This is a genomic window from Streptomyces sp. B15, from assembly GCF_018070605.1.
GTDB classification, from domain to species: domain Bacteria; phylum Actinomycetota; class Actinomycetes; order Streptomycetales; family Streptomycetaceae; genus Streptomyces; species Streptomyces smyrnaeus.
In genome coordinates this window covers 1-13,856 of sequence record NZ_JAGPXJ010000065.1, presented here as the reverse complement: position 1 = coordinate 13,856, position 13,856 = coordinate 1, and the positions used below count along the sequence as shown (strand labels likewise).

Sequence of the window (13,856 nt, the reverse complement as noted above, 5' to 3'; positions counted from 1 at the left end):
GTGGCGGTGGTCCTGCCGGGGCCGCCGTGGTGCCGCGTGGCTGCTCATCGTACGTACGAGGGTCGGTCACAAGTTCCCTCGCCTCGGGATGCGGTCCCCCCTCGGGCCCCCCGGGCCCCCGCCGGCACCGCGTCATGAGCCGGCCGCATCACATGCCGCGTTGTCGATGGCGTCCGTCCGGGGGCAGGATGAAGACATGACGCACGCGATGACGAAGGGATCGAACATCCAGCTGGAGGCCACGGCGGTGCGCGCTGTGCTCTGCTGGGCGCCTGGTGCTGGTGTGCCGGATGTCGATGCCTCGGCTCTGCTGCTCGGCACGGACGGCAAGGTTCGCTCCGACGACGACTTCATCTTCTACAACCAACCGCGCCACCCCTCGGGACTGGTGCGGCATCTGGCCAAGAAACGCGAGCCCGAAGGGCTGCGCGACACCGTCGAGGCGGACCTGGCCACGCTGGACTCCTCCGTGGACCGCGTGCTGCTGGCCGCCTCCTCGGACGGCGGCACCTTCGCCGGCGTACGCGAGCTGCGGCTGCTGCTGCACGACGCGGGCAACCCGGACGGCGCAACCGACCCGGGCAACGGCGGACAGCTCCTCGCGCGCTTCGACATCGAGCCGGAGACGGGCGCCGAGACCGCCATGGTCTGCGGCGAGCTGTACCGGCGCGGCGACGGCTGGAAGTTCCGCGCCCTGGGCCAGGGCTACGACACCGGACTGGTCGGCCTGGCCACCGAGTTCGGCATCACCGTCGACGAGGGCGATACCGAGGCCGAGACCGAAGCCACCGGCGAGGCCGAAGCCGACGCCGGCACCGATGCGGAAGCCGGGCGGGAGACCTCGCGCGGCGCCGACCGGGACCGGGCGCCCGGCGCGGAGCCCGATCCGGACGCCACCGTGGCCCACACACCGCGCTTCGACACGGTCGGCTCGGACGACTTCCGGCTGGGCCCGCCCGCCGCCACCGTCCCGCAGCCGCCGCCCGAGCCGGGCTTCCCGGAGCCCGACCCGGTGCCGCCCGAGCCGCACCCGGAGCCCTCGCCCCATCCGGAGCCCGGTCCCCCGCCCGGACCGCCTCCCACCCCGCCCGGGCCCGGGCCGGAACCGGTGCCGCCGGCGCCGCCGCCCGGCCCCGCACCGGGCCCGGGCCCCGTCCCCGGCCCCGACCCCGCGCCGCCGCCGCCCGCTCCTGAGCCGCCGCAGCCGACTCCTTCACCGGAGCCGCAGCCGGACCCGGCGGGAGTCGGTGCGTCGGCAGGGGCGGCGGCGTCATCGGCCGTCACGGCGCAGGTGCCGCCGCCGGGCGCGCCGCTCTTCGGACCCCAGGGGGCTCCGGGAATCCCGGCTCCCCCGGCCCACCAGCCCACCTACGGCTACCCGCAGCCACCGCAGCAGCCGCCCGCCACCCAGCCCGCCTACGGCTATCCACAGCCCACCTACGGCTATCCGCAGCCGGACCCCGCGTTCGCGCTGCCGCCCCAGGGCCCGCAGTTCCTCACCAACCGCTGACGCGGACGGCACACCAGGAGGCCCGGCCGGTGACCGGCCGGGCCTCGTGTGATGTCGCGCGCCGGTGGCACCGGCGCGGGCCGCTCAGACCTTCTGCGACTTGTAGGCCCGGCCCCACTGCAGGCCCCAGCCGTAGAGCCGGTCCAGCTCCGCCTGGAAGCCGTAGACGTAGCGCACCTCGCGGCGCACCCGCAGCTCGCCCTTGACGTTCTCCATCAGCAGCACCGCGCAGGAGCGGGCCTGAGGGGCCCGCTCGTCCAGACCGACCTCCACGTGCGGGCCGTTGCTGGGGATGAGCGTGAGGACGGCATGGGTCCGGTCGAAGGCCGGGGTGCCGTCGTAGATGTAGACGAAGAAGAGCAGCCGCTTGATCTCGTCCCGGTGGTCGAGGTTGACGTAGAGCGTCTCGCCTGACGGTGAACCGAACCGGTCGTCGCCGGTGAGCTTGACGTAAGGGGGCGCGTTCCAGTCCCCCAGGAAGTTGCCGAGCGGCTGGACGACACCCTTGCTGCCGTCCATCAGCTCGTACATGCAGGCCAGGTCGAGGTCCACGTTGACGACACCCTGGGTGTGCGCCTGGACCACGGTGGGCTTGAACGCTCTGAGCGGATGCCGCAGCGAGCCGCCCGTACCGCGGCCGACGCTCTCCAGATCCGAACTGCGCATGCGCCAGGAGAGATTGACCTGCATGCTGCCGGTGTCGGCACCTTGTTTGGTCAGCGACAGTTCAGGGTGCCGTTTGGTCAGCTCCATCGCATACGTCGAAGGACCGCCGACCGTGTCGAACTTGGGTCCACGCCGGGACATGCCCACACCTCGGCGCCAGTTCTCCCACAGGGAGACCATCCCGTACCCCCACTCGTCCTCAACAAACCCAACTCACCGCTGCGGGGCGGCTCCGGGACGGCGGTGCGGGCCGGTGGCCCACGCCGTCGCGGAAGCCGCCCCGCTGGGAGCGTTCCTCAATCGGCAAGCGGTCACACGCGCGCGGTGACCCCGGATTGCTCGGATTCCTCCCCGCCGGACCCGTCCGACCCGTTGGCCTCGATCGCACGATTGCGGCGCAGCGAGGACCAGAAGGAGGTGGCGATCAGCACCACTCCGATGAGGCCCGTGATGACCTCGTTGATCTGGTACTTGACGGTGACGAGCAGGATGACGGCGAGAGCACCGATGGCGTAGTGCGCGCCGTGCTCCAGGTAGACGTAGTCGTCCAAGGTGCCCTGGCGCACCAGGTAGACCGTGAGCGACCGGACGTACATCGCCCCGATGCCCAGGCCGAGCGCCATCCAGAAGATGTGGTTGGTGATCGCGAAGGCGCCGATGACCCCGTCGAAGGAGAACGAGGCGTCCAGCACCTCCAGGTAGAGGAACATGAAGAAGGCGGCCTTGCCGGCCAGTCCGACGGCCGAGGGCTGCTTCCCGGCCTTCTTGGCCTCCTCCTCGGCTTCGTGTTCGCGCTCCTCTTCCTCCTCGAGCTTGTTCTCGAAGTGGCTGGAGAGCCCGCCGACGATCAGATAGGTGACGAGTCCCGCCACACCGGAGAGCAGCACTGTGGCCGATTTGTCGGCATGTGCCCCGCCGTGCTGGTGCGCGGCGGTGGCGAGTGTGGTGGCGGTCACCAGCAGCACGATCAGGGCGATGCAGACGGAGAGACCGTCGACCTTGCCGAGCCGCGACAGCGGGCGCTCCAGCCAGCCGATCCACTTGTGTTCCCGCTCATCGAAGATGAAGTCGAGGAAGATCATCAGCAGGAACATCCCACCGAACGCGGCAATGGCCGGATGCGCGTCCGTGACCAGCTGCTCGTAGCGGTCGGGATTCTCCAGCGCGACCCGCACGGCTTCGACCGGCCCGACCTGCGCGCTGATGGCGACGATGACGACCGGGAAGACCAGTCGCATGCCGAATACCGCGATCAGAATGCCGATGGTGAGGAAGATCTTCTGCCAGAAGGCGTTCATCTTCTTCAGTACGCCGGCGTTGACGACCGCGTTGTCGAACGACAACGAGATTTCGAGGACGGAAAGGATCGCCACGAGGGCGAACGCCTCCCACCCCCAGAAGAACGCCGCTGCGGCCAACCCTGCGGCGGTGACGCCGAAGGACCAACCAAAGGTTTTCAGGAGCACTGGCTTCCCAATCCGGTATCCGGTCTACATAGGTTCACAAAGGGTGAGGAATCCGGGACGACTGCGACCTCGAAGTCGTCCCGACGGCATCGCCGCGACTAGGCGACATTGACGCCGAAGTCTAGAGCGATGCCCCTCAGGCCTGACGCGTACCCCTGGCCAACTGCACGGAACTTCCATTCTGCGTTGTAGCGGTACAGCTCCCCGAAGATCATCGCCGTCTCGGAAGAGGCGTCCTCGGTGAGGTCGTAACGCGCCAGCTCCACTCCGTCTTCCTGGTTGAGGACACGGATGTACGCCTCGCCGACCTGGCCGAAGGTCTGATGCCGGCTCTCGGCGTCGTAGATCGAGACGGCAAAGACGATCTTGTCGACGTGCGCGGGGACCAGTGTGAGGTCCACCAGCACCGTCTCGTCGTCGTCCCCGCCGGTACCGCCGACCAGTTCGTCGCCGGTGTGCTCGACGGAGCCCTCGGGGCTCTTGAGGTTGTTGTAGAAGATGAAGTACTCGTCACCGAGGACCCGGCCGCCGGAGCACAGCAGTGCGCTCGCGTCGAGGTCGAAGTCGGCGCCTGTGGTGGAACGGGCCTTCCAGCCCAGGCCGATCCGTACCTGGGTCAGGTTCGGTGCGGCCTTCGAGAGGGAGACGTTTCCCCCCTTGGCGAGCGTCACGCTCATGTTCTGGTCCTCTCCCCGGCTAGTGGCACGACCGTGCGGCCCGCGCCACGGTGCATCCAGTCTCTCCGTACCACCGGGCGCCGCACACCTCCGGGGCACGGAAGTCTGCGGCGCCCGTGGCTGCCGGTCCCCGGCAGGTGCGCCCACCGGCCCGCGAGCGGGGCCGGTGGCGATACCCGACAGGGTCCTCAGACGTTCACGCCGAAGTCCTGCGCGATGCCGCGCAGACCGGACGCGTACCCCTGGCCGATGGCGCGGAACTTCCACTCCGCACCGTGCCGGTAGAGCTCACCGAAGACCATCGCCGTCTCGGTCGACGCGTCCTCGCTGAGGTCGTAACGCGCCAGCTCGACGTTGTCGGCCTGGTTGAGCACGCGGATGTAGGCGTTGCGCACCTGGCCGAAGCTCTGCTGGCGGCTCTCCGCCTCGTAGATCGAGACGGGGAAGACGATCTTCTCGACGTCGGCGGGCACCCCGGCGAGGTTCACCTTGATGACCTCGTCGTCGCCTTCACCCTCACCGGTGAGGTTGTCGCCGGTGTGCTCCACGGAGCCGTCGGGGCTCTTGAGGTTGTTGAAGAAGACGAAGTTCTGGTCGTTGCCGACCTTGCCCTCCGCGTTCGTCAGCAGGGCACTCGCATCGAGGTCGAAGTCGCTGCCGGTGGTCGTACGCGCGTCCCAGCCCAGGCCGACGATGACGGCGGTCAGGTTGGGCGCTTCCTTGGTCAGCGAGACGTTGCCGCCCTTGCTGAGGCTGACTCCCACGAGTCCTCCTGGTCAGTTGTTTCGTGAGGAGCACCGCGTGCCCCCGTTGTGTGGATGCCTTCGGATCAACGATTCGATCCTAGTGAGCGGTTCCCCGGGAAACAGCCCTCTTACGGAGCGGAATCGGGGTTGTTCCGAGCGTGGCCGGGAGCGCCCGGAGCGCGTACCCGGCGCGGCGGCCCGGCAGGCGTCAGAGCTTTTCGAGCGCCTTGACGTAGTCCTTGAGGTCCCTCGCATCGGGCAGCCCGTTGACGACCGTCCAGCGCACGGTGCCCTCCTTGTCGATGATGAAGGTCCCGCGTACCGCGCAGCCCTTCTCCTCGTCGAAGACCCCGTAGGCGCGGGACGCCTCGCCGTGCGGCCAGAAGTCGGACAGCAGCGGGTACTCCAGCCCCTCCTGCTCGGCGAAGACGCGCAGCGAGAACGGCGAGTCGTTGGAGACCGCCAGCAGCTGCACGTCGTCGTTGACGAACCGGGGCAGCTCGTCACGCAGCGCGCACAGCTCACCGGTGCACACGCCGGTGAAGGCGAAGGGGTAGAAGAGCAGGACCACGTTCTTTTTGCCCTGGAAGTCCGAGAGCCGCACGGTCTGGCCGTGCTGGTCCTTGAGCTCGATGTCGGGTGCCTTGGTGCCGGCCTCGATCGCCATGGCGGGTTCCCTTCGGTGGGCGGACAAAGACGACCCCACCCTATGCACCGAGCCCCTGCCGGCCATGGGCCGGTCAGGGGCTCGTCGCATACCCGCCGGAGCGGATCGGGCACACACCGGAAGCAACCGAAAGGTGGTTCCGGAACGCAACCGGACCGGGAGGCCCCGGCCAGGAAGCAACCGGAAAGCGGCGCCGGGCCGCAGCGCCGACGCCGACGAGGCGCAAACCTCCCGAACGCCGGTCAGCGCTTGTTCGGGGCGCCCTTCGGGGTGACCAGACGGCTGCCCGTCCAGTCCTTGGCCGCGTTGAAGCTCTTGGTCTGGGAGAGCCCGGCGGTCTGGGACGCCTCGCCGATGTCGCTGGGCTCGACGTAGCCCTCACGCCCCGTCTTGGGGGTCAGCAGCCAGACCGGGGCACCCTCGTCGATCATCGTGGTCGCGTCCACCAGCGCGTCCGTCAGGTCGCCGTCCTCGTCGCGGAACCACAGCACCACGGCGTCGGCCACATCGCCGTAATCCTCATCGACCAGCTCCGTGCCGGTGATCTCCTCGATGGACTCGCGGAGCTCCTGGTCGACGTCGTCGTCGTAGCCGATCTCCTGGACCACCTGCCCGGGCTGGAAACCTAGCCTTGCGGCGGGGTTGGTCCGCTCCTCCGCGTGGTCCGCGGTCGCGCTCACGGATTGCCTCCAGTCATGTCTTACGAATATGGGGGTTGCACCCCGCGCGTACGCGAGGCATGGGCCGTAGTCCACACGGGCGGGCCGGATCACGCAAGTACCCGGCCTTCCATCCCGCCCAAACGTTGACGTCTCATCCCACAATGCCTGATCGAGAGTGATTCAGGCCACATTACAGCCGCCGAGACCTGCCAGGTTTGCCCCGGCTGAGCCGGGGGAGCCGTAGAGGTACCTCTGGGTACCGAACGTATGTTTGGGGTGGTAAGGGCGGAGTGGGCGGCACACCCCGGAACGGGCGTAAGGTTGCGTTTCGACCGCGCCACTGTATTCCGCGAACACCTGCGTACACCCCCTTTCCGGTCCGCCTCGAGGGGCGCTGGGTTACTTATCGGTAGAGATGACGTCACAGCGGCGGCGGTACACGATGGAGGCGGCGCGCCACCCACTGAGCACGATTCCTGGCGTCCGCCGTCGCCCGGCCCCGAGCACCACCCGACCGATACAGCGAAGGAACAGCGTGGCTTCCGGATCCGATCGCAACCCGATCATCATTGGCGGCCTTCCCAGCCAGGTCCCGGATTTCGATCCCGAAGAGACCCAGGAATGGCTCGACTCGCTCGACGCCGCCGTCGACGAGCGCGGACGGGAACGCGCCCGCTATCTCATGCTCCGGCTCATCGAGCGCGCCCGCGAGAAGCGTGTCGCCGTCCCGGAGATGCGCAGCACGGACTATGTCAACACCATCGCGACCAAGGACGAGCCGTTCTTCCCCGGCAACGAGGAGATCGAGCGCAAGATCCTGAACGCGACCCGGTGGAACGCGGCGGTCATGGTCTCGCGCGCCCAGCGCCCCGGGATCGGGGTGGGGGGCCACATCGCCACCTTCGCCTCCTCCGCCTCGCTCTACGACGTGGGCTTCAACCACTTCTTCCGCGGCAAGGACGAGGGCCACGGCGGGGACCAGATCTTCTTCCAGGGCCACGCCTCCCCCGGCATCTACGCCCGCGCCTATCTGCTCGACCGGCTCAGCGAGGCACAGCTCGACGGCTTTCGGCAGGAGAAGAGCAAGGCGCCGCACGGGCTCCCCAGCTATCCGCACCCGCGGCTGATGCCGGACTTCTGGGAGTTCCCCACCGTCTCCATGGGCCTGGGCCCGATCGGCGCCATCCACCAGGCACGGATGAACCGCTACATGGAGGCCCGGGGCATCGCCGACACCTCCAAGTCGCGGGTGTGGGCCTTCCTCGGTGACGGCGAGATGGACGAGCCCGAATCGCTCGGTCAGCTCTCCCTGGCCGCCCGCGAGGGGCTGGACAACCTCACCTTCGTCATCAACTGCAACCTCCAGCGGCTGGACGGGCCGGTCCGCGGCAACGGAAAGGTCATCCAGGAGCTGGAGTCCTACTTCCGGGGTGCCGGCTGGAACGTCATCAAGCTGGTGTGGGACCGCTCCTGGGACCCGCTGCTGGCGCAGGACCGGGACGGCGTGCTGGTCAACAAGCTGAACACCACGCCCGACGGGCAGTTCCAGACCTACGCGACCGAGAGCGGCGCCTATATCCGCGAGCACTTCTTCGGCGGCGACCAGCGGCTTCGCAAGATGGTCGAGGGCATGACCGACGACCAGCTCCTGCACCTGGGCCGCGGCGGCCACGACCACCGCAAGGTCTATGCGGCCTACAAGGCGGCGGCCGAGCACAAGGGACAGCCGACCGTCATCCTGGCGCAGACCATCAAGGGCTGGACGCTTGGCCCCAACTTCGAGGGCCGCAACGCCACCCACCAGATGAAGAAGCTGACGGTCGACGACCTCAAGGGCTTCCGCGACCGGCTGCATCTGCCGATCCCCGACAGCGAGCTGGAGTCGGGCCTGCCGCCCTACTACCACCCGGGCCGCGACTCGGAAGAGATCCAGTACATGCACGACCGCCGCAAGGAGTGCGGCGGCTACGTACCGACGCGGATCAACCGGGCACAGCCGCTGCGACTGCCGGACGACAAGGCGTACGCCACGCTGAAGAAGGGCTCGGGGCAGCAGCAGATCGCCACCACGATGGCGTTCGTCCGGCTGCTGAAGGACCTGATGCGGGACAAGGAGATCGGCAAGCGCTTCGTGCCGATCGCGCCCGATGAGTACCGCACCTTCGGGATGGACTCCTTCTTCCCGTCGGCCAAGATCTACAACCCGCTGGGACAGCTCTACGAGTCCGTCGACCGTGAACTGCTGCTGGCCTACAAGGAGTCCCCGACCGGGCAGATGCTGCACGACGGCATCTCCGAGGCGGGCTGCACCGCCGCCGCCATCGCCGCGGGTTCCGCCTACGCCACCCACGGCGAGCCGCTGATCCCGATCTACGTCTTCTACTCGATGTTCGGCTTCCAGCGGACCGGTGACCAGTTCTGGCAGATGGCCGACCAGTTGGCGCGCGGTTTCGTGCTGGGCGCCACCGCGGGGCGCACCACGCTCACCGGTGAGGGCCTCCAGCACGCGGACGGCCACTCGCAGCTGCTCGCCTCCACCAACCCCGCGGTGGTCGCCTACGACCCGGCGTTCGGCTTCGAGATCGCCCATATCGTCCAGGACGGGCTGCGCAGGATGTACGGCTCCAGCGAGGAGCACCCGCGGGGCGAGGACATCTTCTACTACCTGACCGTCTACAACGAGCCCATCCAGCAGCCGGCCGAGCCGGAGAACGTGGATGTCGAGGGCATCCTCAAGGGCCTCTACCGCTACCGGGCGGGTGAGCGGGGCACTCATGCCGCGCAGGTCCTGGCCTCGGGCGTGGCCGTGCCGTGGGCGCTGGAGGCGCAGCGCATCCTGGCCGAGGAGTGGGATGTGAAGGCCGACGTGTGGTCGGCCACGTCCTGGAACGAGCTGCGCCGGGAGGCCGTGACGGTGGAGGAGCACAACCTCCTGCACCCCGAGGAGGAGCAGCGCGTCCCCTTCGTCACCCGCACGCTGCGCGATGCCGACGGCCCGAAGGTGGCGGTCTCGGACTGGATGCGGGCCGTGCCGGACCAGATCTCGCGTTGGGTGCCCGGCACCTACCAGTCGCTGGGCGCGGACGGGTTCGGCTTCGCCGACACCCGGGGCGCCGCCCGCCGGTACTTCCACATCGACGCGCAGTCGATCGTGCTGGGCGTGCTGACCGAGCTGGCGAAGGAGGGGAAGGTGGACCGCTCCGCGCTGAAGCAGGCCATCGACCGCTACCAGCTGCTGGAGGTCGCGGCGGCCGACCCGGGCACCGCCGGCGGCGACGCCTGAGCCTGCTCCCGGTCGCCGGGAGCCGGCCGGCTCCCGGCCCGGGCCTTGCGGCCGGGTGCGGTCCTGGAGCGGATCGCACCCGGCCGCTCGCCTGCGGGGCCGATCTCGGCGCCCCGCGTACGCGGCGGGCATCTCAGTGCTCCCACACCTTGAACGCGCGTGCCCGGTAGGGCAGCTCGGGTGTCCAGGAGCCCGAGGGATGGGTGTTGAACTCGGCCGTCTCCGCGCATTCCGCGCTCTGGTAGAGCGTGACGGGCCTGCCGGTGCGGTTCGCCGCCGAGGTGGCCGAGGCTCCGCCCCGCAGCGGCGTACAGCTTTCGATATCGATACCGCTCAGTTCGTGGACGCGCGGCTTCCCCTTGAACTTCGGGCGTTCCCACAGGCACAGCTCCCCCGGGCCGCATTTCCCCAGCCGGGGCCCGGCGTCGCCCTTGCCGGCCCGCTGTAGCGCCGCCCCTTCCACCGCGGCCTTGGGCGCCGCATTCTGCACGGCCCGCTGCTGGGACCCGTGCTGCGACCGTGCCCCCGCCGGCTGTGCGGCGGCGGTGACGGACACCGCGAGCGCTGTCGCGGCCAAGATCCCGGCCGCCGTCTTCGGACCTCGTCCGAGCATGCCTTTCATGGCTGATCACTCCCCCCGCTCAGGGCCGGGCACGTTCTCGCCCGGCGTGTGATCAGCATGTGCGTGCCGCCGACGGGCCGCCAAGAGCAAACGGCCCGGTTCACCGGGACAGGTGGCGGAGTTGTCCACAACTCGCGAGTTATCCACCGTCTCCGGATGCACCGGGCCGGAAAAGATCCGGATACCTCCCGCCGTGCCGGATCGATCCCGGAAGCGGCGGACAGATACCGGTTGGTCAGACGTGCACGGAGGGCCCCGCGTCGTTCTTGCCGCGGCTGGTGAAGACGGCGACGCCCGCGGCCAGCACCGAGACGATGCCCGCGCAGACGAACGCCAGGCCCATGCCGGAGACGAAGGAGTCGTGCACCACATGCTTGATCGCCTGAGCCATCTGCTCGGGCGTGCCCTTGGGCACGGGCGCGATACCGACCTCGGCGGCGTCCTTGAGGGCCGCCTCCTTCTTCTCCGGCAGCGGCGGCAGCTTGGCCTCCGCCCACTTGTGGGGCAGTTCGCTGCCGACCCTGGAGGCCATCACGGCGCCGAGCACGGCCGTACCGAGGCTGCCGCCCACCTGCATGGCGGCCTGCTGGAGTCCGCCCGCGACACCGGCGTGCTGCAACGGGGCGTTGCCGACGATCACTTCGGTGGCGCCGACCATCACCGGAGCGAGTCCGAGGCCGAGGAGGGCGAACCACAGCGAGGTGATCCCCATGCCGCTGTTCGCCTCCAGTGTGGAGAGGCCGAACATCGCGACGGCGGCCAGCACCATGGCGCCGACCAGCGGCATGCGCGGGCCCACCTTGGTGATGACGGTGCCCGCCAGCGGTGAGGCGACGATCATCATCGCGGTCAGCGGCAGCAGCCGCAGCCCGCTGTCCACGGGCGAGAGGCCGTTGACGTTCTGCAGATAGAAGGTGACGAAGAAGATGCCGCCCATGAAGCCGAAGGCCATCAGGACCATCAGGACGGTGCCTGCGGTCAGCGGCACCGAGCGGAACATGCTCATCGGCAGCAGCGGTTCCTTGACCTTCGTCTCCCAGAAGCCGAAGAGGGCGAAGGCCACCACGGACACCGCCAGGAAGCCGAGCGTCTTGGCGTCGCCCCAGTGCCAGTCGGGGGCCTTGATGATCGCCCAGACGAGGCAGAACATCGCGCCCGACAGCAGGACGATTCCCAGCAGGTCGAAGGAGCGGGGTGCGTCCTTCGCGCGCCGGTCGAGCAGCAGCACGAGGCCCATCACCAGGGCGAGCGCCCCGACGGGGACGTTGATGAAGAAGACCGACTCCCAGCCCTTGTGCTCGACCAGCAGACCGCCGACGATCGGTCCGGCAGCGGTGGAGGCTCCGATGACCGCGCCCCAGATGCCGATGGCGGCGTTCAGCCGCTCGGCGGGGAAGGATGCGCGCAGCAGGCCGAGCGCGGCAGGCATCAGCAGTGCGCCGCATATGCCCTGGAGTACGCGGAAGGTGATGACGAGAGCGACGCTGCCGGACAGTCCGATGGCGGCGGAGGCCAGTGCAAAGCCGACGACGCCGCCGAGGAAGGTCTGGCGGTGGCCGAAGCGGTCACCCAGCTTGCCCGCCGTGATCAGCGAGACCGCGAGCGCGAGCAGATAGCCGTTGGTGATCCACTGGACGTCCGCGAGAGAGGCGTCGAGATCGTCCTGGATGGCGGGGTTGGCGATGGCGACGATCGTCCCGTCGAGGGCGACCATCGCGACACCGAAGGCGACTGTCACGAGGGTCAGCCACGGGTGCCCGCGCAGCCCGGTGCGGGTCCCCTGACCGCCCTCGGGGCCTGATGGATCCGGCGCGCCGTGCGCGACGGTGCTGGTCTGGGTGCTCATGGCGCGAGGGTAGTGACAGCCTCTGACAATTGACAAACCAAATTATTAGCCGGTAAATGTCAGACGGCGCTCACGTATCGTGAGCAATTCGACGCGGGAGAGGAAGCGGCATTGACGGGTCTGCGTGAGCGGAAGAAACAACGCACCAGGGACGCCTTGATCGTGGCGGCCCATGAGCTCTTCGTCACGCAGGGTTACGAATCCACGACCGTCGACCAGATCGCCGAAGCCGTCGACGTCTCCCAGCGCACCTTCTTCCGCTACTTCTCCAACAAGGAGGAAGTCGCGCTCTTCGTCCAGGACATGGTCGAACGGTTCTACTACGAGGCGGTGTGCGCCCGCCCGGCGGACGAGCCTCCGCTGGAGTGCCTGCGCCGCACCCTCAACGACGTGTGGGACGACGTCGGCGTGGCCGTGGAGGAGATCACCCCTCTCGACCTGCACCTGAAGATGTGCCAAGTGATCGAGGTGACCCCGCCCCTGCTCGCGGCGCATCTGCGGCACTCGCTGCTGATGGAGGAGAAGCTCGTCCAGGAGATCGCCCGGCGTACCGGTGTGGACGCCGAGGTGGACCCGCGGCCGCGCGTACTGGTGGCGGCCTTCACCGGAGTCATGCGCACCGCGGCCCGGCAGTGGAGCATGCGCAACGACGCCTCCCTGGAGACGGCACGTGAGGTCACCCGCGATTACATCGCGCAACTGGGCCCCGCGCTCACCGCGGACTGGGGCCGAGCGCGCTGAGCCCGACTGCCGCGCCCCGCGCGGCAGTTGCACACGGTGACCACTACGCCGAACGGCGGTGTGGCACTGACCCGACCGCGGAGTACGAAACGTGAGATGACTCACGGGGCGCTCATGAATGCGGGACCGCCGGGCGGCATCTCCTAAGGTGTCGCTCCAGTGACTTACTTCTCCGCACTAGGCAACCCGCTGTCCGGAACAGGCGTCCCTCCGTCGGGCGCCCCGGGCATCACGGCCTGGCGTGCGCTGCTCGCCCTGGCCGTGGTCTTCGTCCTGCTGGCGACCACCGGCTGGACCGCGGTCCGCAGGCACCAGGCCGCCGACGGGCCCCGCGCAGCGGCACTGCACGCCTGGGAGAAGGGCTCCTTCGCCGGCCGCCCACTGCCCGACCCGGACGCCTCACCCAACCGCATCGCCCGCTACTTCGCCACGCTGAGCGCAGCACAGCAGCGCACCCTGGCAACGCGCTATCCACTGGTCGTGGGCAACCTCGGCGGCGCCCCCCTGAAGCTGCGCTACCGGGCCAACCACGCGGCGCTGCTCAAGGCCCGCGACACCGAGCGCAAACGGATGCGTGACCAGCGGCTGACGGAGGAGGGCCGCAACCAGGCGGGGCAGCGGATGCACCGCTTCGAGTCGATGCTGCGCCCCGGGCGGCAGATCCTCGCCTTCGACCCGACAGGGCGGGGCCGGGCAGCCGAGGTCTTCGGCGATCTGCGGGACGCACAGCGGGTCTCGGTGGTCGTACCCGGGGTCGACACCGAACTGCTGACCTTCGAGAGGTCGGCACGGCAGTACTCCGCCCCCGTCGGCATGGCCGAGTCGCTGCAGCGGCAGCAGCACAGCGCGCGCCCGGGCGTGCGTACGGCCACCATCGCCTGGGCCGACTACACCGCACCCGCGGGCCTCGGGGTGGACGCGGCCTCCGGCGGGCCGGCCCAGGACGGCGCGGTACGGCTCAACAGACTGC

General features: G+C 69.2%; 12 protein-coding genes. 4 read left to right on the top strand and 8 right to left on the bottom strand.

The features are described 5' to 3' along the window. The first annotated feature begins 196 nt into the window (after positions 1–196). Positions 197–1,510, top strand: coding sequence for a TerD family protein (locus KBY19_RS25245; RefSeq protein WP_185016779.1), 1,314 nt, complete (start codon positions 197–199; stop codon positions 1,508–1,510). An 84-nt stretch (positions 1,511–1,594) separates the two neighbouring features. On the opposite strand, the gene KBY19_RS25240 is transcribed toward KBY19_RS25245, so the two are convergent. From KBY19_RS25240 to KBY19_RS25215, 6 genes are all read right to left on the bottom strand, one after another. Next, positions 1,595–2,356, bottom strand: coding sequence for a Tellurium resistance (locus KBY19_RS25240; protein WP_099880462.1), 762 nt, complete (start codon positions 2,354–2,356; stop codon positions 1,595–1,597). A 131-nt stretch (positions 2,357–2,487) separates the two neighbouring features. Further along, positions 2,488–3,642, bottom strand: a complete 1,155-nt coding sequence (locus tag KBY19_RS25235) for a DUF475 domain-containing protein (RefSeq protein WP_099880463.1) — start codon at positions 3,640–3,642, stop codon at positions 2,488–2,490. A gap of 98 nt (positions 3,643–3,740) precedes the next feature. Continuing rightward, positions 3,741–4,319: a TerD family protein gene (locus KBY19_RS25230; protein ID WP_185016780.1), complete on the bottom strand. Its 579-nt coding sequence runs from the start codon at positions 4,317–4,319 to the stop codon at positions 3,741–3,743. Positions 4,320–4,507: 188 nt separating this feature from the next. Next, positions 4,508–5,083 (bottom strand): TerD family protein, encoded by a 576-nt coding sequence (locus tag KBY19_RS25225; RefSeq protein WP_099880465.1) that lies wholly within the window; start codon positions 5,081–5,083, stop codon positions 4,508–4,510. Positions 5,084–5,273: 190 nt separating this feature from the next. Beyond that, a complete protein-coding gene (locus tag KBY19_RS25220) occupies positions 5,274–5,732 on the bottom strand; it encodes a peroxiredoxin (protein ID WP_099880467.1) in 459 nt (152 codons plus the stop codon). Positions 5,733–5,974: 242 nt separating this feature from the next. Beyond that, the gene (locus tag KBY19_RS25215; protein WP_099880468.1) at positions 5,975–6,412 is read right to left on the bottom strand and encodes a DUF3052 domain-containing protein; all 438 of its coding nucleotides are present in this window, start codon (positions 6,410–6,412) and stop codon (positions 5,975–5,977) included. Between the two features lie 517 nt (positions 6,413–6,929). Here KBY19_RS25215 and aceE point away from each other — a divergent pair. Continuing rightward, positions 6,930–9,677: a pyruvate dehydrogenase (acetyl-transferring), homodimeric type gene (gene aceE / locus KBY19_RS25210; RefSeq protein ID WP_210955373.1), complete on the top strand. Its 2,748-nt coding sequence runs from the start codon at positions 6,930–6,932 to the stop codon at positions 9,675–9,677. Between the two features lie 133 nt (positions 9,678–9,810). Here aceE and KBY19_RS25205 read toward each other — a convergent pair whose 3' ends face one another. Both KBY19_RS25205 and KBY19_RS25200 read right to left on the bottom strand, forming a co-directional pair. Beyond that, a complete protein-coding gene (locus tag KBY19_RS25205; RefSeq protein WP_099880472.1) occupies positions 9,811–10,299 on the bottom strand; it encodes a peptidase inhibitor family I36 protein in 489 nt (162 codons plus the stop codon). A gap of 235 nt (positions 10,300–10,534) precedes the next feature. Continuing rightward, positions 10,535–12,145, bottom strand: coding sequence for an MFS transporter (locus KBY19_RS25200; protein ID WP_099880474.1), 1,611 nt, complete (start codon positions 12,143–12,145; stop codon positions 10,535–10,537). 111 nt (positions 12,146–12,256) lie between these two features. Here KBY19_RS25200 and KBY19_RS25195 point away from each other — a divergent pair, with 111 nt between their 5' ends. Both KBY19_RS25195 and KBY19_RS25190 read left to right on the top strand, forming a co-directional pair. Next, positions 12,257–12,886, top strand: a complete 630-nt coding sequence (locus KBY19_RS25195) for a TetR/AcrR family transcriptional regulator (RefSeq protein WP_099880476.1) — start codon at positions 12,257–12,259, stop codon at positions 12,884–12,886. 159 nt (positions 12,887–13,045) lie between these two features. Then, on the top strand, positions 13,046–13,856 hold an 811-nt coding region (locus KBY19_RS25190), incomplete at its 3' end, for an alpha/beta hydrolase (RefSeq protein ID WP_307843617.1).